Source organism: Paenibacillus sp. JGP012, from assembly GCF_014203995.1.
Taxonomy (GTDB): domain Bacteria; phylum Bacillota; class Bacilli; order Paenibacillales; family Paenibacillaceae; genus Paenibacillus; species Paenibacillus silvae.
This window is the reverse complement of the sequence record NZ_JACHKG010000001.1, coordinates 13,908-38,568: the sequence shown is the minus strand read 5'-3', so window position 1 is coordinate 38,568 and position 24,661 is coordinate 13,908. Positions and strand designations below refer to the sequence as shown.

The 24,661-nt window shown below is 46.2% G+C and carries 26 protein-coding genes and 1 pseudogene; 7 read left to right on the top strand and 20 right to left on the bottom strand.

All coding sequences use genetic code 11. From position 1 onward, the window contains the following. Position 1 precedes the first annotated feature (1 nt). From sufC to HNR77_RS00170, 3 genes are all read right to left on the bottom strand, one after another. Positions 2-784, bottom strand: coding sequence for a Fe-S cluster assembly ATPase SufC (sufC, locus tag HNR77_RS00180; protein WP_145403029.1), 783 nt, complete (start codon positions 782-784; stop codon positions 2-4). Between the two features lie 438 nt (positions 785-1,222). After that, positions 1,223-1,801, bottom strand: a complete 579-nt coding sequence (locus HNR77_RS00175; RefSeq protein WP_184179499.1) for a DUF1802 family protein — start codon at positions 1,799-1,801, stop codon at positions 1,223-1,225. A gap of 65 nt (positions 1,802-1,866) precedes the next feature. Beyond that, entirely contained in the window at positions 1,867-2,328 is a 462-nt protein-coding gene (locus HNR77_RS00170) for a Dps family protein (protein WP_184179495.1), read from the bottom strand. A 340-nt stretch (positions 2,329-2,668) separates the two neighbouring features. On the opposite strand from HNR77_RS00170, the gene mtnK reads away from it, so the two are divergent. Then, positions 2,669-3,886 (top strand): S-methyl-5-thioribose kinase, encoded by a 1,218-nt coding sequence (mtnK, locus tag HNR77_RS00165; RefSeq protein ID WP_184179492.1) that lies wholly within the window; start codon positions 2,669-2,671, stop codon positions 3,884-3,886. A gap of 4 nt (positions 3,887-3,890) precedes the next feature. Next, on the top strand, positions 3,891-4,979 hold the full coding sequence (mtnA, locus tag HNR77_RS00160) for an S-methyl-5-thioribose-1-phosphate isomerase (protein ID WP_184179489.1): 1,089 nt from the start codon (positions 3,891-3,893) through the stop codon (positions 4,977-4,979). 923 nt (positions 4,980-5,902) lie between these two features. Here mtnA and HNR77_RS00155 read toward each other — a convergent pair. Further along, positions 5,903-6,205 carry a YunC family protein gene (locus tag HNR77_RS00155; RefSeq protein WP_145403032.1) on the bottom strand — a complete coding sequence of 101 codons (303 nt, stop codon included), beginning with the start codon at positions 6,203-6,205 and terminating at the stop codon, positions 5,903-5,905. A gap of 385 nt (positions 6,206-6,590) precedes the next feature. Between HNR77_RS00155 and HNR77_RS00150 the strand changes: the two genes are divergently transcribed. Further along, positions 6,591-7,175: a hypothetical protein gene (locus tag HNR77_RS00150; RefSeq protein WP_221443642.1), complete on the top strand. Its 585-nt coding sequence runs from the start codon at positions 6,591-6,593 to the stop codon at positions 7,173-7,175. Between the two features lie 78 nt (positions 7,176-7,253). On the opposite strand, the pseudogene ltrA reads toward HNR77_RS00150, so the two are convergent. From ltrA to HNR77_RS00125, 5 genes and pseudogenes are all read right to left on the bottom strand, one after another. Continuing rightward, positions 7,254-8,486 (bottom strand): annotated as a pseudogene (gene ltrA / locus HNR77_RS00145) (group II intron reverse transcriptase/maturase). 619 nt (positions 8,487-9,105) lie between these two features. Continuing rightward, positions 9,106-9,681: a lysozyme gene (locus tag HNR77_RS00140; protein WP_184179482.1), complete on the bottom strand. Its 576-nt coding sequence runs from the start codon at positions 9,679-9,681 to the stop codon at positions 9,106-9,108. Between the two features lie 155 nt (positions 9,682-9,836). Then, a complete protein-coding gene (locus HNR77_RS00135) occupies positions 9,837-10,034 on the bottom strand; it encodes a helix-turn-helix domain-containing protein (protein WP_184179479.1) in 198 nt (65 codons plus the stop codon). Positions 10,035-10,038: 4 nt separating this feature from the next. Next, entirely contained in the window at positions 10,039-10,191 is a 153-nt protein-coding gene (locus tag HNR77_RS00130; RefSeq protein WP_311768548.1) for a YvrJ family protein, read from the bottom strand. Further along, positions 10,191-10,592, bottom strand: a complete 402-nt coding sequence (locus HNR77_RS00125; RefSeq protein ID WP_184179473.1) for a sigma-70 family RNA polymerase sigma factor — start codon at positions 10,590-10,592, stop codon at positions 10,191-10,193. The genes HNR77_RS00130 and HNR77_RS00125 overlap by 1 nt, the downstream gene beginning before the upstream one ends. Before the next feature lie 385 nt (positions 10,593-10,977). Here HNR77_RS00125 and HNR77_RS00120 point away from each other — a divergent pair, with 385 nt between their 5' ends. Beyond that, positions 10,978-11,514, top strand: a complete 537-nt coding sequence (locus tag HNR77_RS00120) for a hypothetical protein (protein ID WP_184179469.1) — start codon at positions 10,978-10,980, stop codon at positions 11,512-11,514. Positions 11,515-11,644: 130 nt separating this feature from the next. Here the strand turns inward: HNR77_RS00120 and HNR77_RS00115 are convergent, their stop codons facing one another. Further along, the gene (locus HNR77_RS00115) at positions 11,645-12,037 is read right to left on the bottom strand and encodes a DUF423 domain-containing protein (RefSeq protein ID WP_184179466.1); all 393 of its coding nucleotides are present in this window, start codon (positions 12,035-12,037) and stop codon (positions 11,645-11,647) included. Between the two features lie 320 nt (positions 12,038-12,357). Here HNR77_RS00115 and HNR77_RS00110 point away from each other — a divergent pair, with 320 nt between their 5' ends. Together HNR77_RS00110 and HNR77_RS00105 are read left to right on the top strand one after the other, a co-directional pair. Then, entirely contained in the window at positions 12,358-12,837 is a 480-nt protein-coding gene (locus HNR77_RS00110) for a hypothetical protein (protein WP_184179463.1), read from the top strand. 129 nt (positions 12,838-12,966) lie between these two features. Beyond that, the gene (locus HNR77_RS00105; protein ID WP_184179460.1) at positions 12,967-13,815 is read left to right on the top strand and encodes a DegV family protein; all 849 of its coding nucleotides are present in this window, start codon (positions 12,967-12,969) and stop codon (positions 13,813-13,815) included. 140 nt (positions 13,816-13,955) lie between these two features. Here the strand turns inward: HNR77_RS00105 and pdaA are convergent, their stop codons facing one another. Both pdaA and HNR77_RS00095 read right to left on the bottom strand, forming a co-directional pair. Further along, positions 13,956-14,735, bottom strand: coding sequence for a delta-lactam-biosynthetic de-N-acetylase (pdaA, locus tag HNR77_RS00100; protein ID WP_184179458.1), 780 nt, complete (start codon positions 14,733-14,735; stop codon positions 13,956-13,958). Positions 14,736-14,835: 100 nt separating this feature from the next. Continuing rightward, the gene (locus HNR77_RS00095; protein ID WP_184179455.1) at positions 14,836-15,243 is read right to left on the bottom strand and encodes a hypothetical protein; all 408 of its coding nucleotides are present in this window, start codon (positions 15,241-15,243) and stop codon (positions 14,836-14,838) included. A 147-nt stretch (positions 15,244-15,390) separates the two neighbouring features. Here HNR77_RS00095 and cysC point away from each other — a divergent pair, with 147 nt between their 5' ends. Continuing rightward, positions 15,391-16,029 carry an adenylyl-sulfate kinase gene (cysC, locus tag HNR77_RS00090; protein ID WP_184179451.1) on the top strand — a complete coding sequence of 213 codons (639 nt, stop codon included), beginning with the start codon at positions 15,391-15,393 and terminating at the stop codon, positions 16,027-16,029. Between the two features lie 142 nt (positions 16,030-16,171). On the opposite strand, the gene HNR77_RS00085 is transcribed toward cysC, so the two are convergent. The 8 genes from HNR77_RS00085 to HNR77_RS00050 form a co-directional block, all read right to left on the bottom strand. Further along, positions 16,172-18,001, bottom strand: coding sequence for an ABC transporter ATP-binding protein (locus HNR77_RS00085; RefSeq protein WP_184179449.1), 1,830 nt, complete (start codon positions 17,999-18,001; stop codon positions 16,172-16,174). Next, entirely contained in the window at positions 17,998-19,194 is a 1,197-nt protein-coding gene (locus tag HNR77_RS00080; RefSeq protein ID WP_184179446.1) for a nucleotidyltransferase domain-containing protein, read from the bottom strand. Before HNR77_RS00080 ends, HNR77_RS00085 begins: the two co-directional genes overlap by 4 nt. Next, a complete protein-coding gene (locus HNR77_RS00075) occupies positions 19,184-19,666 on the bottom strand; it encodes a lasso peptide biosynthesis B2 protein (protein ID WP_184179443.1) in 483 nt (160 codons plus the stop codon). The genes HNR77_RS00080 and HNR77_RS00075 overlap by 11 nt, the downstream gene beginning before the upstream one ends. 4 nt (positions 19,667-19,670) lie before the next feature. Beyond that, on the bottom strand, positions 19,671-19,976 hold the full coding sequence (locus HNR77_RS00070) for a lasso peptide biosynthesis PqqD family chaperone (RefSeq protein ID WP_184179439.1): 306 nt from the start codon (positions 19,974-19,976) through the stop codon (positions 19,671-19,673). Then, positions 19,973-20,917 carry an HPr kinase/phosphorylase gene (locus tag HNR77_RS00065; RefSeq protein ID WP_184179436.1) on the bottom strand — a complete coding sequence of 315 codons (945 nt, stop codon included), beginning with the start codon at positions 20,915-20,917 and terminating at the stop codon, positions 19,973-19,975. The genes HNR77_RS00070 and HNR77_RS00065 overlap by 4 nt, the downstream gene beginning before the upstream one ends. A gap of 135 nt (positions 20,918-21,052) precedes the next feature. Further along, positions 21,053-21,193 carry a paeninodin family lasso peptide gene (locus HNR77_RS00060; RefSeq protein ID WP_184179433.1) on the bottom strand — a complete coding sequence of 47 codons (141 nt, stop codon included), beginning with the start codon at positions 21,191-21,193 and terminating at the stop codon, positions 21,053-21,055. A gap of 50 nt (positions 21,194-21,243) precedes the next feature. Then, positions 21,244-23,175: an asparagine synthase-related protein gene (locus tag HNR77_RS00055; protein WP_184179430.1), complete on the bottom strand. Its 1,932-nt coding sequence runs from the start codon at positions 23,173-23,175 to the stop codon at positions 21,244-21,246. Then, positions 23,172-24,443: a sulfotransferase family protein gene (locus HNR77_RS00050; RefSeq protein ID WP_184179426.1), complete on the bottom strand. Its 1,272-nt coding sequence runs from the start codon at positions 24,441-24,443 to the stop codon at positions 23,172-23,174. The genes HNR77_RS00055 and HNR77_RS00050 overlap by 4 nt, the downstream gene beginning before the upstream one ends. Positions 24,444-24,661 lie beyond the last annotated feature (218 nt).

Sequence of the window (24,661 nt, the reverse complement as noted above, 5' to 3'; positions counted from 1 at the left end):
TTTACGCTTCTTGACCTACAGTTTCGTCTGTAATTCCCAGTTCTTCTTTAACCCAGTCATAACCTTCAGCTTCCAGACGGTGAGCCAGTTCAGGACCGCCGGATTTCACGATACGACCTTGCATCATTACGTGTACATAATCCGGAGTAATGTAGTTAAGCAAGCGCTGATAGTGCGTGATGATCAAGAAACCGCGATCTTCGCTCTTCATTGCATTTACGCCGTTTGCTACGATTTTCAGAGCATCGATGTCCAGACCGGAGTCAATCTCATCAAGAATGACGATTTTCGGATCAAGCAGCATCATTTGCAGAATTTCGTTCCGTTTTTTCTCACCGCCGGAGAAGCCTTCGTTCAGGTAACGATGAGCAAACTCAGGATTCATGTCGAGTTCTTTCATTTTAGCTTCCATCTGACGAATGAACTTGATCAGGGAGATCTCGTTGCCTTCGCCGCGACGTGCATTGATCGCACTGCGCAGGAAGTCAGAGTTAGTTACACCCGCAATTTCACTTGGGTACTGCATCGCCAGGAACAGACCCGCGCGTGCGCGCTCATCTACAGCCATATCGAGTACATCTTCACCATCAAGTGTTACTGAACCGTCTGTTACTTCATATTTAGGGTGTCCCATCAGAGCAGAAGCCAAAGTGGATTTACCTGTTCCGTTCGGTCCCATGATCGCGTGGATTTCTCCACCTTTCATCTCCAGGTTAATGCCTTTCAGGATTTCTTTACCTTCAATGGTCGCTTTCAGACCTTCAATGACGAAATTCGTAGTCATGTGTAATGTTTCCCTCCATTTAAAATTGATGTTTGCTGTCGAAAACGAAAAAGCGCCTATTATATCTGAACAGGGCTTCCCCTGACTTTCTCTGTTTCGGTATGCCTTGGGTGAAGCAATTTTCACATGCGCTCCAAAGCATTTCTTCACGCACGCTAAAAGCAACAATCACTTTAGAATAATTCTAAACTGATTCTCAATGATTATCAAGTCATTTCCTATCAGTTGTTATCCTTTTCAGGAAACTTCATTCCTTCTGATTCTATAATAAATGCCTGTTTGAATCAAATGAGAAAACAAATTCCGCTCGGCCAGACAGTGATATTTATCACAAAATTCACAGTTTGTTCAGCTTGCGCGCTGTTTATGAAAAAAAGACCTATCCATCTCTGGATAAGCCTCTCCGCTTCATCATCTCAAGTTTGATGAGCCAAGCCATTACATTTTGAGCGTTTCGTTTATCTTCCGTACCTGTTTGTCAAAATCCGCAACGTCCAGCACTGGCGTCATCGCGCGCGGCACCGGACCATTCGGAATGGAAATCCACGAACGGCAGCCATTATATTCAGGCAGTACAGCAATTTCCATCGGCTCCTGCAAACGGTATACACGTAAAATCAATACGTGGAGCGGATCTTTCTTTTTCCACTTCAAACGGGCTTCGGCAAAATCCGCTGTCCACATATGATATTCCAGAAGTCGATCCAGCATCTCCTGATCCCGAATCTCCAAATCCTGCGTTACTTCAGCATAAGCCGTAATGCGGATCGTTGAAGCTTCAGGCTCACATTCGGCCAGCGACTCTTCAACATAGGATTGATCCGGGGACTTGATCAGTTCTTTACGCTGATGCTCATAAGTCGGATACAGGTAAAATGCTGGACTTTTCAACTCAAAATGCTTCGTTTCCTCCACAATACCGCCTTTGCGCATCACCATGATCTGGCGACCATCCTCCAGCGCTTTGATCGCTGAGGCCCATTCTTTCAATGCCGGTACCGCTGCTCCGTCTACCATCCAACTCGTCCTCCCCTGTCACTCTTGACAGCAGTATAGACGGTTAATGCGCTTCTGACAACTTGTTACCCAAGGTAAGCGCGAAGCATCCACATATGTTTCTCCAGATCGGCCTTAAAGCCTGTCAGCATATCGGCAGTCGGCTGATCTTCAGCCGCGTCGGCCAAATCAATACCTTCCTGATATTCGCTGGAGAGTGTTGCGAAGTCTTCAATCAGGTTCTGTACCATTGCATTCGCATCTTCCTTGCCAGAAGCCTCCTGAATCGAAGCCATTTCCAGATACTCTTTCATGGTGGCAACCGGGCTGCCTTTCAGTGTGAGCAGGCGCTCAGCAATCTCGTCCATCTGAACGGTAATTTCGTTATAAAATTCTTCGAATTTCACATGCAACGTGAAAAAGTTCGGGCCTTTAACATACCAGTGATAGTTATGGATTTTGACATACAGCACGTTCAGGTTTGCTACCTGACGATTAAGTACTTGTTCTACGGATTTCGCTTGATCTGTTTTGTTTTTTGTAGCCATATTCAATCCCATCCTTTAATTTAAAATTTTAGTCTGTCCACTAACAGGTCGAGGTTGCTGCATGCAAGACAGAGAGTTAATGATCATGATCGCCTGATTGGCGAAGTTGTTTTCTGGCGCGGTTTTTCTTAACTGCCCGGCCTATTTGTTTTTACCCGCAGACCTGATCTTCGAATCACAGCATACTTGAGTTGTCTCAAAAAAAAGTTCAAAAACGAGACTATATCCGATATACTGTCATAAACCAAGCAAAGAAGTGGGTTTTCCTGTTGCTTGAAGCAGCGTTTTCTGTTTCTTGAGCAGAGCTTCCTCTTTCTTCATATATACGGAGGTGTCACCTGTGACTGAATATCATCCTTTAACTCCCCATGAAGCGATTGAACTGGCCAAAACATTACCGGGCCCGTTTACGGCAGATGCGAATCTGGAATGTCGTGAGATTGGTGACGGCAATCTGAATCTCGTTTTCCACATTACGGACCAGAACTCCGATAAAAGTATCATTATCAAACAGGCGCTTCCTTATGCGAAAGTGGTTGGAGAATCATGGCCGCTATCGCTTGTACGTGCCCGGATTGAACGTGAAATTTTACAAGAGGAATACCGCCTGTGCCCAGGCATGGTGCCTGAAGTGTACCATTACGATGACGATCTCGCTCTGACGGTTATGGAGGATCTGAGTGATCACGTTATTATGCGTAAAGGCCTGATTGACGGTGCCTCCTATCCACTTTTTGCGGGGCATATCGGAGAGTTTATGGCAAGAACACTGTTTTTCACTTCAGACCTTGGTATGAATCAGCAGCAGAAGAAGGAACAGCAGGGACGATTCGTTAACCCTGACCAATGTAAAATTACGGAAGACCTGATCTTTGATGAGCCGTATCGGATTGCACAAAATAATAACTATGACGCTGCCATTGAAGATGAAGCCGAAGCGCTGCGTACAGATGAAGAGCTGCATCTGGAAATCGCCCTGCTGCGTGAGAAGTTCCTGACCCATGGACAAGCACTGCTGCACGGCGACCTGCACACAGGCAGTATTTTTGTCACACCCGAGTCAACCAAAGTCATCGATCCCGAGTTTGCTTTCTATGGCCCGATGGGCTTTGACGTAGGTGCCGTGCTGGCGAACCTGCTGCTTCATTATGTTTCACTGTCAGGTCGCATTCAGGAACCATCAGCAAGAGAACAGCGTGAGACAGAGATTTTAAACATGGTGCATGACGTCTGGACCGAGTTCGAAGCTCGTTTTCGTGCGTTGTGGGCTTCCGATCTCGTTGACCCGATGGCAAAAACGCCAGGGTATCAACATCTGTATGTACAGCAGCTGTTCCGGGATTCGATTGGATTCACGGGAGCCAAAATGGTGCGCCGCATCGTAGGACTTGCGCATGTGGCTGACATTGACACGATTGCAGACGATGCGGAACGTGAGCGTGCACAGCGCAAAGCATTGGCGGTCGGAAAAGCGCTGCTCAAGAAGCATCGCCAAGTGAACACCATTGGTGAAGTGCTGGACATGGTATCTTCTGCCCTAACTGCAGTTAAAGCCTAATATTATGAACGGAGGAACATCTATGACAACCCCTGAACATCAGCCTCTGTCTTCGCTCAATTGGAAAAAGGACAAGCTCGAAATGCTCGATCAGCGTCTGCTGCCCGAAACCATTCTAATGCTGAAACTGTACACTCCTGAGGAAGTATGGGAATCCATTCATTCCATGAAAGTGCGCGGTGCACCTGCCATTGGCATTGCGGCAGCATTTGGTGTCGTGCTCGGAGCCAAAGCTTATGATGGCATCGCCATTCAAGGTTGGCTCGATCATGTCAAGTCCGTCTGCGCACACCTCGCGACATCCCGTCCAACAGCGGTTAATTTGTTCTGGGCGCTTGATCGCATGATGCAAAAGGCGAATCAAGCGGCAGAAGCGGGCCTGAGTCTGGCAGAAAGCACCGATGCGCTTGAAGTGGAGGCACTGCTCATTCAGAAGGAAGACGAGGAAGTGTGCCGCATGATCGGAGAGCATGCCCTGCCCCTGTTTGAAGACGGGATGGGTGTACTGACTCACTGCAACGCAGGCGGATTGGCTACGGCCAAATACGGGACAGCGACGGCCCCGATGTATCTTGCTCAGGAGCGAGGCATTCATCTCAAGGTGTTTGCTGACGAGACGCGCCCTGTACTGCAAGGCGCTCGCCTGACAGCGTTTGAGCTGCAGCAAGCCGGCATTGATGTTACTTTGCTTTGTGACAACATGGCAGGTATGGTCATGTCCAAAGGCTGGGTGCAAGCTGTCATCGTGGGTACGGATCGCGTAGCAGCCAACGGAGATGTCGCCAACAAAATTGGTACGTACAGCCTGGCTGTGCTTGCCAAAGCACACAACATTCCGTTCTATGTCGCAAGTCCGTTGTCCACCATTGACTTGTCCACTGCATCTGGTGATCTGATTCCCATCGAGGAGCGTGCCGCTGAGGAAGTCACCGAAGGATTCGGAAAGCGTACTGCACCGAAGGGTGTTAAAGTTTACAATCCGGCCTTTGATGTTACGCCGAACGAGTATGTTACAGCGATTATTACGGAAAAAGGCATCGTTCGTGCACCTTTTCAGGAGAACCTGGCTGCCTTGTTTGCTGAGAATAAGTAGTTAGTTTCGCACGGTGTGCATCTCCTTGCACGTGGTGTAAAGAGCTTGGCGCATAAGATGCTCTGCCCTGCGCCGGACTTGGATACGTCCAACAACGATTGGACGTTTGTCATTGTAGAATGGACAAAGGAGGAAATCATCCGACTTTGTCCAAGCTGCCCGGAATATCTCGGCAGCTATTTTTTTTGCAGTGATGGTAGTTGTAGTGGTGGCCAGGTGGAGCAATGTGATGTGGGCTGATATAGTGCAGCGTGTGATGTGAGGTGTATGTGGTGTGTGGTATGCCGTGTGTGATGTGCTGTGTGCGGTGTGCGGTGTGCGGTATGCCGTGTGTGATGTGCTGTGTGCGGTGTGCGCGGTGTAGTGATGTGGTGTTCGATGTGTCGTGTGCGGTATGTCGTGTGCGATGCATGGAGAGGTGGAATGATTAGTCAAGGTGATGCATTGAGATGTAATATGATGAGAAGATGCGCTTGAGAGTTTGTTGGGTGTTGGACAGCATGGTATGAACGCTAACGAATCGAGACGACGCTATTTGATGTATTTCTGCCCTTCTGAGAACGTAACGATTCCGAGAAACGCTATTTTAGTCTTTCTGTTATAAAATCCTTCAAAATAATACCCTATTCCGAAGGAAATAGCGTCACTGGGAATCGTTACGTTTATTAAACCTGTAATTTCACCGAAATAAGGTTTGTGAGAATCGTTAAAATTCAGAATCAACATTCTGCCATTGATTTGCTCACGGCCGAAATGCGATGCGTTGAAGGTCCCTTCTTCTTCGTTTTACATTTTCCAAGCGCATATCTTGCAGTCAGGTCCCAAGCCACACGCGCATCATCAGCAGCATACGTTAAAAACTATACCAGAAACAGCCTCTTAAAGGCTGCTCCTGATCAGACCATTCATGTCACATCATTTCATTACATCATTTTCAACAATGCTTCTACACCTGTCATGCCAACTGTAATTCCCATGGCCTCCGCCTCAGTCGTCACCGATTCCATCGGTGCATGCAGCAGCTGCTCTAACGTTCGAACACCCACAGCCCTAGCGGCCACGATCTTGCGATCCCCCAGCTTTTCATTCAACAACCCCACATCAAGCGCTCCGCACATAATGTATCCTTTGGATGTATTAATTGTTAGCAGTGTCGTTTTGGGAAGTTTGACTTCTACCCCCACGAGCACATGGTCTCCCACTACGATCGGTTCCATTGTCACCATAATCTCCCGATCCACCTCCTCTTCCACAGATCACGATAAGTGTATGCCTTTTGGCGGATCGCCGTGTGGACACCAGCCGTGAGATAAGAAAAAGTGTATTTATTTCGTCAGAAGTAGAGTTGTTCTCACCGATAGGTTTGAGGTATGAAATATTTGAAAGCTCAAGGATACATGGAAAAAGGATATCGTAAAGACATTCCTGGTATAGCGGCAAAGTAAATAAATTTGAGAACCAGTGTGAATGACGAAGAGCAGTATTGTTTCCGATCATGTAACATAAATTTAACTTTAATCGTAAATAATGTTAATGTTATGTCATTCTTAGGTTCATTTGCTCTGATATAATTTCATCTAATAGACGAAAGGAGATTTTAGGGTGAAAAAAATGCTTGGTGTATTGATGATGTTGAGCTTCGTTTTACTTTCAGGATGTGGTGGACCAGATAAGCCTGCAACCGATACGCAAGGTTCGGGTGAGTCCCCCAGTAAACAAGTAACAACACAGCAAAATAATGATGATTGTACTGTAGAACGTACAAGTTTGGATAGTGAAACTGAAAATTATTTCTATGGAACTTGGAAAGTTGAGAAGCTTTTAGGATTTGCAAATTCATATAATGATGCTTCTGAACATCCCACAGGGCAGAAATTTATCGGAGATGAAATAATCATCAAAAAAGACTTTTTTTCATCAAAAGGAATTAAAAATTACAGTCAATATCAAACTGAACTAAAAAAACCATTATATGAGGTTACAACGACATGCAATAACTCAGATTCTTTTTATAGATTATATAAAATAGATATTCCAGACTTAAATAAAAATGATGTAGTAAAAGCAATAGATGTAATTGACCCTTCTACAAAACGTAGTATACCTGTAAGTTTAAGTTTTTTTGTTGTTAATAACGAGAGGCTTATCTTGTTATCAGAGGCAACTATCTTTGAGCTTAAGAAAATTTCGGATTAATCGAGTAGGAGGAGGCGGCAAGCCTCCGTCCTCTCACACCACCGTACATGCGGGTCCGCATACGGCGGTTCCAAAAGGTTAACAAAGTTCCAGATATCGTGAAAGTAAACTTTTCAGCCCTTTCGCTTCCCAATAGGAAGTCGGGAGGGCGTTATTGGTGTTCCGGGACAATTCCCATGCGCCTCGCCTTGAGTTCGCCATTGTAAAACAAGCCCACTCTGGGACCCCAAGGGCACGGAGTTCTCGAATTCGTGTTCGTACTCGTTTCCATTGCTTCCATAGGCACATTCGCAGTCTTCTCTGAATCCACTGGTCCAGCTTTTTGAAGTGCGTCTTGGCCGAGGCTAGACGAAAATAGCCGCCCCCCCCCCGTCAGATAGCGGTTTAATCGGTTAATTCTTTCCTCCATAGAAATGAACTCTGTTCGATTCGTCAATTCGCGGACCCTCTATTTAAATACATAGAGGGTCTTCGGTTCTATGCGAATCGTTGCCTGTTTCTGGCTTAGGAAGCTGAACCCTAGAAATTTCCGGTTCCAGGGTCTGGGTACCGCACTTTCTCCCGGTTCACTTTCAGTTTCAGCTCCCCTTCTACAAATCGACTTACGAATTCCATGACGCGCTCACCGGCACGCTTACTCGCCACAAAGATATTGCAGTCGTCAACATAGCGTACGAATGGCAACCCTCGTCCCATCAATTCTTTATCCAGATCATCCAGTAGGATGTTCCCCAAAAGTGGACTTAGCGGACCGCCTTGAGGTGTTCCTTCCCGGCTGCTTTCCCGTTTTCCATCCACCATCACTCCTGCGTTCAGGTAAGCACGAATCAGTTTTAGTACTCTTTTGTCTGCTACTTTCCGCGCCACTCTTGCCATGAGCATGTCGTGATTCACCTGGTCAAAGAATTTCTCCAGATCGAGATCTACGACCCATCTGAGGCCATTTTGGATGTATCTTTGTGCTTGTTTCACGGCGTCATGTGCGCTTTTCCCCGGCCGAAAGCCGTAGCTGTACCACGAGAACCCTGCGTCAAAGATCGGATTCATGACTTGTAGAAGAGCCTGCTGGAGAAAGCGGTCCATCACGGTCGGAATACCTAACTGCCTTACGCCGCCTCCGGGTTTGGGGATTTCCACTCGTTTGACTGGCGCTTTTCTGTAGGTACCTGCTAGAAGTTCGGCTTTCACCGGTTCCCAATGTGTTTTCAGGTAAGCTTGTAGATCCGCTACCGTTACATGGTCCACACCGGGTGCTCCTCCGTTCTGTACCACTCGTTTATACGCGAGTCGAAGGTTTTCTCCTTCGAGCATTCGCTCCTGCAGGTTGCTCTCTGCTTTGCGAGAGGAAGAGGAGGCTTGTGCCGATGAAGAACTCGGCGCTCCGGCATACCCTGGCGGCTTCACCGCTTATCTTTGCTGGCAGCTCTCTTGCGAGATATTCGGCTGTCGTTGCTCTTCATGCGAACGCATCGCTTTCCTCTCTCCTTTCGGTTCAGCCCTTACTGTTGCAACAGTTGACGTACTATGGCCTCTGCTGACTCCTGCCGGTTCAGCGCAGCCTCTCAGCTACGGTTACAAGTTTTCTTTTCTTGCTTATCCGACAGGCCTCCCCAGATAAGAACGTCATCTTTCCGCCTGCGCCTGCCCAAGTCTACGGCTGTAGCCTTTGGCAGCTTTGGATTTTGTCATGTATGGGTGACTCATCCGGCTGCAGCCGCCTCAAATTGGGTTCGTGTACCTCAGGCCGTGCTTATGCCTCCGGCTTCCTTTAGATTCCACCTCACGGTGGACACCCTTGCCCTTGGCTAACGGTAGGCGCTTGCCAGCCCCCGCTCGGGACTTTCACCCTAGAGATGACGCCCATGCTGGGCGTACAATGATAGAAGGTCAGCCTAGGCTGACCTTCTTGTTATGTTACAAAAGGATTGAACTAAAGTGAATATACTGGATATTTGTGAGTGTAAGGCTGCCCTTTACAAAACAAAGTTGCTTCTTCATTTCTTCGTCTTGTTAAGTTTCTGTCATATGAAAATGCTTTGCTGACTAGTTTCGAACAATTATCTTTTTCTACATCTGAACGTGGGCCTTGAAAAGATGAATAGATTAGTTTGTAAGCAAGCAGATTTTTTACATCATTGGTATTAAGGACCCCAGGACCTGCATTAAAAGTGAGCGAAACCAGTGCATCAAACTGATTTTGTGAAAGCGACATACCGGCAGGAAGTGTCAGATTATTTACTGCTTGTACAGCACTTACAGTATCATTGGAAAAGAATGTATCTGCCTGAGATTGAGTAATTGGAGAAGTATAACTGAGCCCCAAAGTTTTAGATAGAGCATCAGCTTGTGCCTGCGTTAAATTTGTATTTTTGGTATATACTTTAGACTTTGTTATCAGATGTCCATATCCAACTGTTGGATATCCATAAATATCGCCATAGAATTTTAAGTTAAGTCCCTCATGCCCTTTCATAAAAGCTACTCCATTTGCGCTTAGATTTGCCATAATAAATCACTCCTAATGTTATTATATTAGTTATGTGGGCAATATGGAGGAATCATAGCGAGAACAACCATTCCCAAGTTTTCTGCAATGCCGTATTGCCTTCACATATGTATAAAGAGAAGTGAGTCTCTTTTTTTACAACCATTCTCTAAATTTTATTTCAACGCACTAATATTAAAAGTCTGTATCACTTCAATCATTTTGACATAGAGTTCCTGTTTTAGATCATCTCGATGATCGGCAGGTACTTGTCGCAAGGAGGCTTTGATCTTAGGTGTGAAGGATTCTAGAATATGTAATGTTGCCTCCTGATCATGATGCTGCTGTGCTTGTACTAAAAGTTCGGCCAACATAAAATCACCTCTTTACATTTTTTTGTATTTCATTCTTTAAGCCATTAATAGCATCGCTCAGATCAGATATTTTCTTTTCAAATCGAATAAGTAGATACAAAGTAATTGCAATCGGGAAGCCTAAATTAGCAATAACAGTAGCAATGTCACCCTCCATCATAATTCATTCCCTTCCGTTATTAAGTTGCGCAATTTAGTGAGAGCTTTTAAGCGGTGTTTCGAGACATTTTGCTGGGATACTCCCAATATTCTGGCTATTTCCTTGTCATTTAGTCCTTGTACGTAAGCAAAAGATAAAATCTGTTGTTGTTGTGCTGAAAGGGATTCATACGCTTGATAAAGTGACTGATCCGCAATGTGATCTTTTAAATTTGGTGGCACAGATTCTGAGTCATAAGCTGCAAGTAAGGCAGAATCTAAGTTCTCATCGTTGTCTAAAGTTAGCTGGAATCGGCTGTCCTTCATTCGTCTCTTTTTGTCATAATTAATAGAGTTGTAGTATATAAGATTGGCCATATACGTGATAAAACGACGATTCAAGTCATCATCCGTTTTCAATATAAGCACCCCATTCTTCTTAAAGATAGATGATAATCCGCTTTTCGAATACGGGAAGATGTAACCTTGAATACGTATCTCAAACGATTGTGATATGAAGTGCTCATTATTTATTCCCCCTGTTGCTTCCTGACCTGCTTTACTAAATTATAGCTGCGTAAATGGTTTGTGAAGCCTGCAAAAGGGGTGATTCCGGGCTGAAAAAAGAAGGCTATTCGCACAACATAGAAGAGTTTCACACTAGTTTCATACCTGTTTCATACCTGTTTCATACCTGTTTCATACCTGTTTCATAAGTCTCTAGTACTATGATTTCCAGCACATTAATGCTATAGTGTATTGGAGCACGTTTGTGCTGACACACTATTTAACGGGGCTGGGATGAATGAAACAAACCGTATCCAATCAAGATGACATCGGCTTTTTATTTAACGTCGATATACTTATCAAAAGCCGATCAAATGCACTGGCACTGCAGTCCCTGATGGAGTTCATCAACAAACAGGAACAAATTGCGGACTTTCGGATTCATTCCGGAATAGAACTCGGTAACATTATTGAAGCGATGCTTCAGCAGAACATAACAAACGCCACTGAGCCCATTCAGTTGGATTTGCAGCAACAACCACAAGTACCCGATGGACAGCAGACCTCAAACAAGTCGGATAAGACTGATTCTGTTCCTGCTTCCGACTCATCTCATGTGGCTGACACCAATTCGTTCGAAGCCTGGATTCAATCCTTGATTAAAGAAAATCGCCTCACTCGAATTGTAGTGAACAACAAAAATGGTAAACATCAGAGCATTCCTTGTCGTATTCTTAATTTTGATCGGGATAATAATGTGGTAAGTATCTACCATGTGGATGAAAAACAGGTCTATACTTTCCGAACAAACGAAATTGATGAGTTTTTGCTGTAACTTTCAATGAAATAACGCTAATTGAAAAAACACAAAAAGCAACCTGAGCTGGAATGCAAAACATTCGATCGCAGGTTGCTTTTATTATAATCCCATTCTTGTAACATAACATTTGATCGATAGCATGACTTTAGTTCGCTGACCTGCTCTGACCTCGCTGCCAAACATCTATTGCGAAAAGCAGCCAACCAATGATAAAAGCTACCCCGCCAATGGGTGTGATTGCCCCCAGAATTTTAATACCCGAGATGCTCAGCACATACAGACTGCCCGAAAAAATGATAATACCGGCAAACAGCAAACGCGCCGCCCATTTCAGCTTCAGGGATTCGCCAAGTTGTCCTGCCGTCAATCCAATAATAAGCAGACCCAGAGCATGAATCATATGGTACTGCACTCCGGTTTCATATGTAGCGATTGCACTTGCCCCAATTTTGTCTTTGAGCATATGTGCACCAAATGCACCAATACCTACAGACAGCATCGTTAAAATCGCTCCAAACATCATCCATTTTCGCTGCATATTCATTCTCTCCCTAGATTCATTTCTGACTTCATATTATTGTAGCTAATTCATGATCGCATTACCAGCCAGCTTGAAATGTCTCATCTCATGATTCCAAGACTTTACGCATGAATATTTCCAACGAATTATTACAAACCTCATGCATGAAACCTTGCTTTTTCTCGATAATTGTGGAAAAGTAGAAAGGAATGCCGTATTCAGAGCAGATGCGAATCATTCCACTGCAAACGGGGTAATACGTTTTCATTATGCTGTTTAAATTATAAGTTATGTAAAGCTGTTTAGACTATATGATCTGTAAAAAGGAGTCCTTACGCATGGATGACCATAACTCTCAAAATTCAGGCTGGAATAATAATTCCTCCTCCCAATCAGGCTATTCAGATCCCTATAGCTCCAGTAACACCGATTACATGCTTTCCTCTGATTCAGGAGCACATCCTCCGGCACGGCTCAAGCATTCAGGTCCGGGCATAGCCAGTTTCATTGTGGGTCTGGTTGGACTCATCGGGCACATCATCACCTTTGTGCTGGCTTCTCTTGCATTGTACGGCTCCGTTGAACTTCTGGATTCATCAGTAGGTCGGGAAGAGCTTTCCTTCCATCCAGCCATCGTTTTGGCATCATTAGCCTTCCTGATCTGTCTGATTCTTAACCTGGCCGGCATCATTCTGGGCGTTATTGGATTGGTGCTCAAAAATCGCAAAAAAGTATTTGCTATCATCGGCACCATTTTGAATGGCCTGCTCATTCTGTTATTCGCAGGGCTGCTGCTCGGAGGCATATACATGATGTAATGCTTTGCATGAAAGAGCAGCTTCTTTATAATTAAACTCAGTGGCCGTGCATGATCTGCAATGGTCCCCACCTACAATTATAATCATTTATAACTCGCAGAAAAATATGGATTGATAAAGGAGATTGACATGGCACGAATTAAAATTTTTGCGGACAGCACGAGTGATCTGACACCCCAATGGGTTCAGCAATATGATATCGGGATCATTCCTCTGTATGTCGTATTTGGCGAGCAATCACTGAAGGATGGAGCCGAGATTAAACCAGAACAATTATATGAACGTGTAAGCCGTGATGGTGCTCTGCCTAAAACTGCTGCTCCCTCACCCGCAGATTTTATGGCAGCATTTCAACCCTACATAGAACAAGGCGATGATATTCTCTATATTTCCTTATCTTCTGAACTTTCATCCACCTATCAAAATGCCCTGATCGCCAGCTCCGAATTTCCGGAGGCACGTATCTCTGTCATCGATTCGCTAAACCTCTCCTCAGGCATCGGCTTGATGGTGATGAAAGCTGCCCATGCGGCGGAGCAAGGACAGAATCTGGCACAGATTACAGAACTGATTGAAGCGATGAAACCAACTGTTCGCACCGAATTTGTAATCGATACACTCGAGTATTTATACAAAGGCGGACGCTGCTCCGGTATGCAGAACCTGATTGGAAGCCTGCTTAAAATTCGCCCTGTCATTCGCGTAACCGACGGTAAAATGACCCCGGCCTACAAAGTGCGTGGCAAACGGGAAAAGGCGCTTGAGCAAATGTTACAAAATACACTCAGTGACAAGGAGCGGATTGATCGAGATTTATTGATTGTTGTTCATACTATGGCGGAGGAAGATGCCATCGCATTGCAACAAACGCTCCAGGAACAGACGGGTGCATGCGTAGAGTTAGCAACGGCAGGCTGCGTTATTTGCAGTCACTGTGGTCCCAAGACGATCGGTATCATTTATAACACAACATTTTAGAACAACTTCATATTCGAAAATATTCAATTGATATGGATGTCTGTTGGCGCTCTTGGATCAGCATAACCTAAAAAGGGCATGCTCAGCATAATCGCTGGCATGCCCTTGTTCTTTATTCTCGTCCAATTAACCCGACAACATTAATACGTTTTTGTTTTCAAATCATTCAGACTTTTGAATGCATATCCCTGCTTTCGTGCCTCATCAATAATGGAGCCAAGTGCCTCGGTATTGTCCTTGGACACCGAATGCAGCAAAATCACTGCCCCTGGATGAAGCTGCTTCAGCACCTGCTGGTGAGCGTACTGTGCTCCCCGCTGAACATTGGTATCCCAGTCTTTATAAGCTACAGACCAGAACACATTAATATATCCTTGCGCATAACTCTCGGCAAGCGTACGGTTGTTAAAGATACCACGGGGTGGACGTAAAAAGGTGTCCTTCTGCCCTGTAAGCCGCTCTATCTCGGATTTTACTTTCTCCAGTTCCTCTTTAATCTGGCCATTGGAGATTCGAGTCATATCAGGATGACTCCAGGAATGGTTGCCCACGATATGGCCTTCAGCCGCCATTCGCTTCACTAGCTCAGGCTGATCCTTGAGATAATGACCTGTGACAAAAAAAGCCGCCGGTACCTTCTTGGCTCGCAGCACATCCAATATGGCAGGGGTAAAGCCATTTTCGTAGCCGTTATCAAACGTCAGATATAATTCTTTTTGTTTGGTATCCCCTAGAAAAATGGCATGATTATGTTCTAGTATGGATTTGAACCCTTCCTGATCAATTGAAGGCAGCTGACCGTTCTGACTTTTCTTAAAACCAAAGTGATACGCTCCGTTAATGGGTGATGCCTCTGCATATGATGCCAGCATGCTAACAGTTAACAAGCCGAGCAGCAGATAGCGAACGATTCGCTTCATGTTATCCGCTCCTGTTCCTGAATATTCGGTTTGATATATAGCTTTACAAACACCTTCAGGTAATATGCCGCAGGAGCATCTATATTATGTAACATTAAGGCTACAACCGTTTATTTTCACGTTTAATGGATGTAGGTTGATGAAACAGTTCAAGCAAAGTCTGCGGCTTGCCGCTGGTAGCCAGCCACTCCTTCACTGTTTGAATAGCACGGGTCTGACCGTCACCCTGATCGCGCCAGGTAAGCAACTCAATGACTTTGATAATAAGTGCCGACATGTTATGGTTGTCCTTTTCCGAACGCTCCGCCCGCAGCTTGTGATACAACGCCTCCTGCTCCCAATCCAGCAAAATCTCATCTCCAATCGTCGGCTTCAATAGCGTATATGCTCGATTGCAGCCCTCGCAGCGAACGGTGCTTACTTGTTCCTGTAGAAAATGCGTGCTCACGTCATGCCCGCAATCAGGGCATTTGAATCCTACTTGTATGTTTTGAATGTGTTCACGCATAAATATTGGCCTCCTGCTCTATATGTATAACATCTATACCCGATATACAGACCCTTCACGCTTATTTTGCAGAAAACATTCATAGTCTATAATCTAGTAAATATGTTAAAATATTATACAAATCACAGGTATAAAGGGCGGGATAACATGTCGAACGAAGATCGCAACATTACCTGGCAAGCATCAAGTCTAAGCCGGCAGGATCGCGAAAATAATAACGGGCATCACAGCCGTACATTGTGGTTTACAGGTTTATCCGGTTCGGGCAAGTCCTCCATTGCTTTTGCACTAGAGAGATACTTACACGAGCAGGGAGTCCGCAGTTATGTACTGGACGGAGATAATGTCAGGCATGGACTGAACAAGGACCTTGGCTTTACTGCAGCAGATCGGCAGGAAAACCTGAGACGGATCGGAGAAGTGTGCAAGCTGATGGTTGATGCAGGATTGCTTGTGCTCTCCGCCTTTATCTCTCCACATGATTCGGATCGGGCCATGGTTCGCAACATGTTTGAACCAGATGATTTCATTGAAATCTATGTACGTTGTTCCATAGAAGAATGTGAGCGACGTGACCCCAAAGGCCTTTACAAAAAAGCTCGCAGAGGTGAAATTGCTCATTTTACAGGCATCTCTGCCCCTTATGATGTTCCGCAATGCCCTTCCCTCATCATAGATACAGAACAATGCACCATTGAAGAAGCGGTTCAGGACATCATTCAGCATCTGCAGCAGATCGGAGCATTACATCTACCTTTGAAGCCCGGCTCGGTCCTGACCGGTTAATTTCCAATTCAAACTCTAATGCCAAGCAGACCTTGAAGTGCCAAAGGCGTACCGCAAACGGTACGCCTTTACTCATCCACTCTAACGTTGACTCATTCGAGAACAAGATCATTGAATCCCCCTCATACACAATACATTTCTTCTACTGCCCGGCAGCACCAGCCTGCATATTCAGCAATCTGCTGAACGTGCCCACCGGATCTGCGGATAATTGCTGATAACCGCCCTCCTGAATCACACGTCCTTCCTCCAGAACAATCACGCGGTCTGCCGTACGAATGGTGGATAAGCGATGGGCAATAACAATAATGGTAACATGCCCTTTTAATTGCTCAAGCGCTTCATGAATATACTGTTCATTTTCACTGTCCAGCGCACTTGTGGCTTCATCCAGAACCAGCACGGAAGGATTACGGAGCATCGTGCGGGCAAGCACCAGACGCTGACGCTCACCGCCTGACAGGCGGATTCCGCGATCCCCTATGATTGTATCCAGCCCCTGGGGGAGCTTGCGAACAAACGAGGCAGAAGCAGAAAACTGAAGGGCCCGCCACATCTGTTCTTCACTCGCGTCAGGATCGACCAGACGTAAATTTTCACGAATGCTCGTATGAAACAAAAAAGGGTCCTGGGATACATAACCAATGGAACTGCGCCAGCTAAGCAGTCGTTCCTCGGTCAAAGATTTCCCGTCGATCAGGATGTTCCCGCTCTCAGGCCGCATAAGCCCCATAATCAGGTCAATTAATGTACTCTTGCCTGCCCCCGATTTACCAACAATCGCTGTCATTCCTTTGGCTGGAATGGCTGCATACACATTCGACAATGAATAGTTATCATTTCCTTCGTAACGGTAATATACATCCTGACAGATAATGGAGTCCTTGAGATCCATGGGAACGATAGAATGAGCCGATGCAGCAGCAGATTGTGGGGCTGCAACTATACTGTCACTGATTTCACGGCTTTTCCCGGTTTGTACCTGCAGTTCTCTCACGATTCGAAATGCAGGCAGCATGGAACTTATGTACTCCAGATTGGACTGAATAGCTGTAAATCTTGGCCATAATCGTGAAAAAATCAAAATAATCAATAACAAGCTGGCTGGAGGCACTGACATCACACGTAGGGATAAATAGATAAACGCTGCGATAATTAACGCCGCAGACACACGATGAATCAGTTGTGTACCCGTATTGAGCTGACTGAACTGCACAACATTGCGCTCAATTCGTCTGCACATCCGATCAAACCAATGGATATGTGAATGCTCAAGCATGTTACTCTTGATGTCTTTGATTCCATTAAAATGCTCGGTGATCCCGTTATAATACATTTGTGACAATTCCGTTGTTTGATCTCCGATGCGTTTCGCACGTTTCACAAACGTTCTGAGCAGGAAAAATAAAACGAGACCGCAGACAAGTACAAGCGCGGTTAACCTGGCAGATAACCAGAAGGCCAGGCCAATCTGAATCGCAGTAAAAACAAGCGAAGCGGCCATTTGCAGCATAATACTCGTCCCCTGGCTGACACGTGCAAGCTCGGTCGTTAATATATGGTTAAAATCGGATTTTCGTTTTTGGAGAAAAAAGGACCATTTCGCCATCAGGATGGCGCTGTAGGTTTCCATACGCAGCGTTCGTATAAATTGCTGCTGAATGCGGGCATTGCGAATCGTCTGAAGGCGCTGCATCCACGCCTGTCCTGACACGATCAGTACAAAGGTAAACAATACTAGGATTAATTGATAATGCTGCGAGAATCGATGGAGAAAGTCGGTTAACCAAGGAATGTGTATTCCGGAAGTGCCCATATCAAAAATGCCGATCAGACTCAGCATTGGAACTAGCATATAAATGCCGATGCCCTCCATTAAACCAATGCAGACCATACCTAGCAGATTCCAATATAATACAGGCCCCGTAACGTGGTGAAGCTTTCGCATAAAATAACGTAATTCCGACTTCATACTTTACCCCTCTCTGTCACCGTGCTCCTTTTCAAGCGCCGCCAGAACCAGAGAACCGGGCGTAACGGGAAATATAAAAAGTACAGTGAACGTGGAAGCGGCAGCTGGTGCACATCCCATGTGCTTGGATATAAACGCTCAATAAAGAAAAACCATTTCTGCCTGGTGCTGCGCAGGGCAAATAAATAAGAATTATACTGGTTTAAATCTGCCGGACTGTCCAGCATATCCTTTATAAACAGCACACCTTCTCTAGCCAAACGTTTTCCAGCACGCGCATTCATCGACATGATGGATCTATATGCATCATTCAGCGGGGTATGCAGCAGATTCGAAACGAGATGTAAAGTCTGCGAACCGATGGACAAACGTGCTTCTGCTTTCAAGCGCCGCTCGATCTTCTTCATATCCAGTGGCATCGTACGAATCATCTGGTCGATATCGAGCAGCCAGCGCAGCCTGAACCAGCCATGCCTTGCGCCATGGGTCACCAGATACACCCATAAATCCTCCGCTTCCAGCATGCGTACAGGTGTCTGGGCATACGTACTGAATCGGCTTCGCTGCCACAACGATTCAAAGTCGCTTTCCCGGCCGGAGTCCGGATTGAGCCGCCAGTGAATCTCGATCTGTGTTCGCTTGACCGGATGAATATAACAGATATGATGCTCACGCCACTTCCAGCTGCGAACCGTCAGAGCTCGTTCTCCCTCTTTGCACTGGTATCCAAGACCCTGAAGTATGCTTCCGGCAGCCTCCACATCCTGAACGGGAATTAAAATATCCAGGTCTTTGGAGGTTCGCATGGACACATCTCCATACAGATCATGAGCCATTGCGGGACCTTTCAGTGTAATGTTTCGAATGCCATGCTCACGAAAAGCTCCGCAAACTTGCTCCATCTCGGCCGTTAAATGCAGCATACGGAACGTATTCATCGTATACTGTTGTTTCAAGCTTTCTATCACCGCCTGAGGAACGGGCAGCGCTGTCTCCTTTTTCAAATAGAGATACATTACAGAATACAGTCGATGATGATAGACAAGACGTAAAAAAAGCGACCAATCCACACCATGCAGTCGGCTCTCAATCTCCTCGGAAGTCAGAGCTGTCATATCCCCTCTAAGCATGCTCAAGATCAGTCTGAGCTCCTTCGGGAACTCTGCTGCATACTGCTCGCTTTCATGTGTCATAGACAATCTCCCCTGCTCCCTTCTCAGGACATCGTTTGCCAAATACGCCAACTACCGTGTATTGGTCCATCGTGTCTGCTCCAGTCACGATCAGTTTTCCGCTTCGCAGCCAGGCGTGAGCCTTCAGTTGTCCCTGCTCGTTCCGTGCTGTCCCCATATACAGCGTGCTTTCAATATGACGTCGTTCCAGCATCTTCATTGCGGCTACAGCCATGACAAGGCAGCGGCTTTCCCATAACGTATATTTGGCGGCAATTATAACTGCCTTTGATATGTTCTTTATCATAGCGATCTGATCGCGGTTCAACCCGGTCATCGGCGTTTCGAACATCGGAGCGCCAAGCCCTTGAGCCATTTTAGCGAACGGCTTCGCCTTCTGTATCCGTGCCCAGGCAAGAAGAACATAAGCTTCCCACACCAAACGTCGCATCGAACCGGAGAGCTTGAAAAAGGCTTTTATTTTACGAAACATCTCATCATACTCCGCTGGATACGGTAACTTCGATTAAATCTTCACGCAGCAGATGCTCCAAAAAAGACATAACCTGCTCACCGCATCGTTCAGGCTCAATATCATATTCTGCCGCGAGTGCCTGAATCAATTGCTCCAGTGTTTGCTCTTCGGCAATGAGTTCCCATATCCGTCCACCTGTGTTTCCCAGATTGTAATATTTGCCGGAAGTGATGCTCATCATGACCTTCTCCCCGCCCATATCACTGACCAGATTTCCCTCTTTACGTTTGACCCGGTCATTCGCATTGATTTTTGTGCCGGCTGTCATAATTCTGTATGCACCCCTTTGCGTATATGAGTAATGATTCGCTCTACCATCTCAAATGCCGTAAAATGTGAACCTGTCCTGCTTAATCTGTTAACCTCGACACTGGCCGAAAGTCTTGAAGCTGTTTCAAACAACCATTGGGCCAAACCCTGACGTGCGATCAGTCCCCCGCGAAACGTATGCGAGCATAACAAATGAAGACGCTCCAGACCAGTAACCTGCTCCAGCTGCACGGGTCCAGGTTCGTGCTCCGGCTGTGGTACAAGCTCAAATATTGCTGCAAGCGGGACGGGTCTCTCGTAAAAATAATGCTGGACCGGTATAGCATACTTCGTGATTTCTGCATGCACAGTTGCATAGTTTTGCTTATCCATGCCAAAGCCATCCAGACTGGGCTGCCATAACTTCTGCTGCGGATATCCCGGCGATACGATAGCTCTTCCACCAGCGTCCCAGGTCAACGCAACGACATCATCCGTGAGAAGCGGGTAACCGCGTGAAGCAAGCGCAGCGGATAAAGTAGATTTCCCCGCACCCGAATGCCCGACAAATGCGTACGCCCATCCATCCACAACAACAGCGCTTCCATGAAGTGGAAGAATGCCACGCTGCATCATAATGACGGCCATACATGTCCCAAGGAGGAATAACCGAATTTTTTTCTCATCCGCACCCGGTACAGGGGATACCATAATTCGTTTGCCCTGCTCCATAAAAAACAAACCTGTATCTTCGATTTTGAAAAAAAGACAACCGTCCCGTGCCACAAAGTTGTCGCTCCCGACATCCCATTTCGTCCATAAGTCCGTCAGATCACGGGTCTCCATATGCACATCAACTTGCCTTTCCGTCCCTGCTTCTGGTGTCGCAAGCTGCAATTCGGGCATAAATATCTGGCTCGACCAGATTAACCCGTAAGCTTCATAATGCACAGGCAACAATAAGGATGCCTCCTTCGTGTAAAAATATAAGAAAAAGCCCTGATATTCATATGCTCAATATTAGGGCGGAGGCGAAAAAGCTTGACTGGCTGCAATTCCGCCCTATAAGTATGGTTTTACTATGGGAAAACAGAATTAAGACGTTGTTGGATCGTATAAGTCAGCATCATGATCCGTAATCCAGTCAATTTGTCTGTAGCCAGTACCTGCCATCGTTTTATTAACTTCCAATACTTCAAGTACCGGAGCTTGCCATTCCTTTTTTTCGTTTTGCATCGAATTCACCTCCTTTCATGAGCACTGGGCCACGCGCTCTTTACTATGAATCAGAACTTCTGAATAAACCGGTATACAATGAGGCTATGCATCATTAACCGCAAGTCTGGATGAGATGCCAGCTCAGGCCTCGGACTCGGCAGGTTAGACAGAGCTGTGCTAATCCGATCCGTGTTTAATATGCCTGCAACCTGACTGTCAGAACATAATGTCCTAAGTTCGGAAGTAAAAGCCTCCCAATCAGGCAGGATGCGATGCAGCCAATCCGCAGGCTGTACTCCCCTTACACGCTGATTGAGTCTCACCTTATCCGGCAATTCCGGTGATGCAGCGCGGCGGATCAAGGAGCGATCGGTCCCTTGACGCACATACTGCTCAATGGGTACAGCGAGACAGAATCGAATGACTCTCGGATCACTCGTCGGGTCACGCTCCCATGCTCTGTACCTAAGAGAGCATTTGGTAGCGACAGTTCCATTTTTATTTGCAATCGCCAGATTATTGAACTTGTCGGCCCGTACTTTAAGCGCATCAGCCTGTGCACCACCCTGTTGTACGATGATGGAGCCGAGTCGGTCCAGCACACCTGTTTTTGCGGCAAAGTCCGGATGTATCAATGGTGCTCCTGACGCCGGAGCTGTACCCTTATTTTTCGTTTGAAACCATTGTGGGAAAGCCTTCCGGCCTGTAATTCTGGCGATGCGTGATAATGCCATACCTGTCCGTCCGCTGTACTGCTGCATTTCGCGGAACCAGCGGAAGTAACGGCCGCTTTTCAGCAAGCTGGCATAATAGTCCAGTGCAGGCCCCCATGAAATGGTGAAATTACCGCGTGCTCCTGTTAATAGAACACCTGCGTCCTGTTCACTCGCTTTTTCATAAAATCCGCGTATCCAAAATGAATTTTCAAAGTATTTATAAGGCATCTCCAGCATATCCAGCCATGTATCCACTTCGCTGAGCGGACTCCGACCTTCGAAATCGAGATAGTTTTCCGAGATATTGCCTACATGACTAACCGTAGACTGAATGAAAGGGCGCTCATCTGCCAGTAATGTTTTCGACGTATAATCAGTGAAATCCGGAACAGGCACATAGCTGTAAGCATGTAGCTGCTTTCCTTGGCTTCGAAGGGTGCCAGATGCAAATCCAACGACGGACCCTGAGTCCAATCCACCGCTTAAAGCGGCAGCGACCTGTCTATGTGTTCGCAAGCGTGCTCCGACAGCCTGGCTAAATACATCACGAAAAGCCTCTATATATTCATCATCTGATTTGAGCCTGAGCGGCTCCACGTTATCCCAGCGATGATACTGCTTAATTTCGACCTTGCCGCTTCGAAACGTGAGTGTATGCGCTGAGGGCAGTTGATTTATTCCGCGATACACCGTTGCGTGAATATTTGCCGTATCAAGCATGTCAGGTATAGCCAGAAAATCAGATAACCAGGTTTCATCAAGTGACTTCTGAACCCCTTCAAGTTCAAGCAAGGGTTTCATCAACGTACAGAATGCAAATCGCGGACCATCAAGACGGTAATATAAGGTTCTCATGCCTGTAATATCTCTCGCAGCAAACAGTGTGCGGCGGCGTTCATCCCAGATTGCAAACACAAAGTCGCCCAGCAAATATGAGGCCACCTCTTCTCCCCAGCGCTGATATGCCAGCATTATCAACTCACTGTCGGCCATAGCGACGAGTGCTGATCTTGAAATTCGCAGCTGCTCTGCCAGCTGTTCACGGTTATCTAGAATGGCATCAGCGGTAATCGTCAATCTGCTCTCTTCGTCATACAGAGGTAATCTCTCGTAGATGGACTCTGGTGTGATCCACTGTGCATGACAGCTGAGAAAGGCTTCATCCCCCTTCCATACCCCCGTCGTATCTGCCGGGATATGTCCAAGGCTGGCATATAACCGCCAGCTATCCTCCCATAGCGCCTGTTGACCATTCATATGTACAATTCCCGCTATGGCACTCATGACTTTCCTCCCCGAACCATCTTACGCTGGGATGCCCACGCGCTGATCTGATGACCAAATGGTATCCATGATTTAATTCGCTGCAATTTATGGTGAGCAGAGGCAAGCTGCTTCCTCAAACGCTGCTGTTCGGTATAGCCATGTTCCAGGCGTTGATCTGCTGCCCTAAGTGCCGCCTGAAGCTGTCTAATCGTAACCATCGCCTCAAGTGTCGGGTCCGGCTTCACAGAAGGCTCAGCCCCTGCGTCGCTTTGAACCGAGTCCACTTTCACGATGTCACCCTCGCCCGGTGCCTTCATGCGGTAGTCCGTCTCCCAGCTACATCCCGTTGCTGCGGCCAGCTGCCGGTGAAGCCGCTCCATAACTTCATGATCGGGCTCAGCTGCCACCCGGACTCCTGTCCATTGTTCCGCTTCCATCAGCTGCTCACTATATCCCATCCGGTGAAACAGATTCGCTCCCAGTACACGGCAGTACAATTCAATTTCTTGCCGATCAAGTATGTTTTTCCAGTTGTTAACAGAATCCTGATGTGCTTCCTCATGGGTTGAAAGGAAAGGATCTCCCACCCCCATACTATAAAACATGTCCGCTTTGGTACTGTTCACATACTGCCCGTACCGTTCCATGCCCTGTTCATAAGAAATACCAAGAAAAACACATAACTTCTCAAGCTCTTCCTGCGGTCTCATCACCAACTGCTCATATTTCAATACATAGGCTAAGCGATGTGGCTCGCTGAAGTACGCATCTAAACGAGCTAATCCAAGTGTAAGATCAATAGCCTTCATATTAAGCTTTGAGCTGTGAAGACTCTCCGTCAGATTAAAGCCTTCGCCGATATTGCGATTTACTTTTTTGAAGGATGCCGCTATAGAAAGGGGATTGCGCTGCAGGTGAATACGTCTGGACTGAGGGAACAAACGATCCAGCCATTCCAGCATATAATAATACCGCGGAGATTTATCAACGATGAAGTCTGCTCCGCTCCCTTCCAGGAACCCATTATATATTTCAAGAGCAAAGCTTCTGCATGCCTTTTCGTAATGTTCTTCGGACACCATCGCTTGATAAAATTGACGAATAATGGAACTACCACCGTATGCGCGAGCGTCAGCCCTGGATAAATCAACAAGATTCATCAGGAACCACATCTCCTGTGTGGCAAATATACGGCTGTGATTTTGCAGCATCACTGTGGATAACGAACTGCCACTTCGAGGAATGCATAACAAAAAGACAAGTCCGTTTCCTTGCGTATCTATCAATGGCAGCCTCTCCTCTGTATATTAATAAATATGCGGTGTGGGATCGGATCGACCGGGTGATCATGTTTTGTCATTGACAGGCCGTTTCGACACTCTCAGATACAATATGTATTTATACCATTACTCTATGATACAATATGTATCATGTCAATCTTTTATTTTCACCTTTTCATAATTTTAATTTCTTCACGTTCACTGGTTCTTCATTTAATGATGCT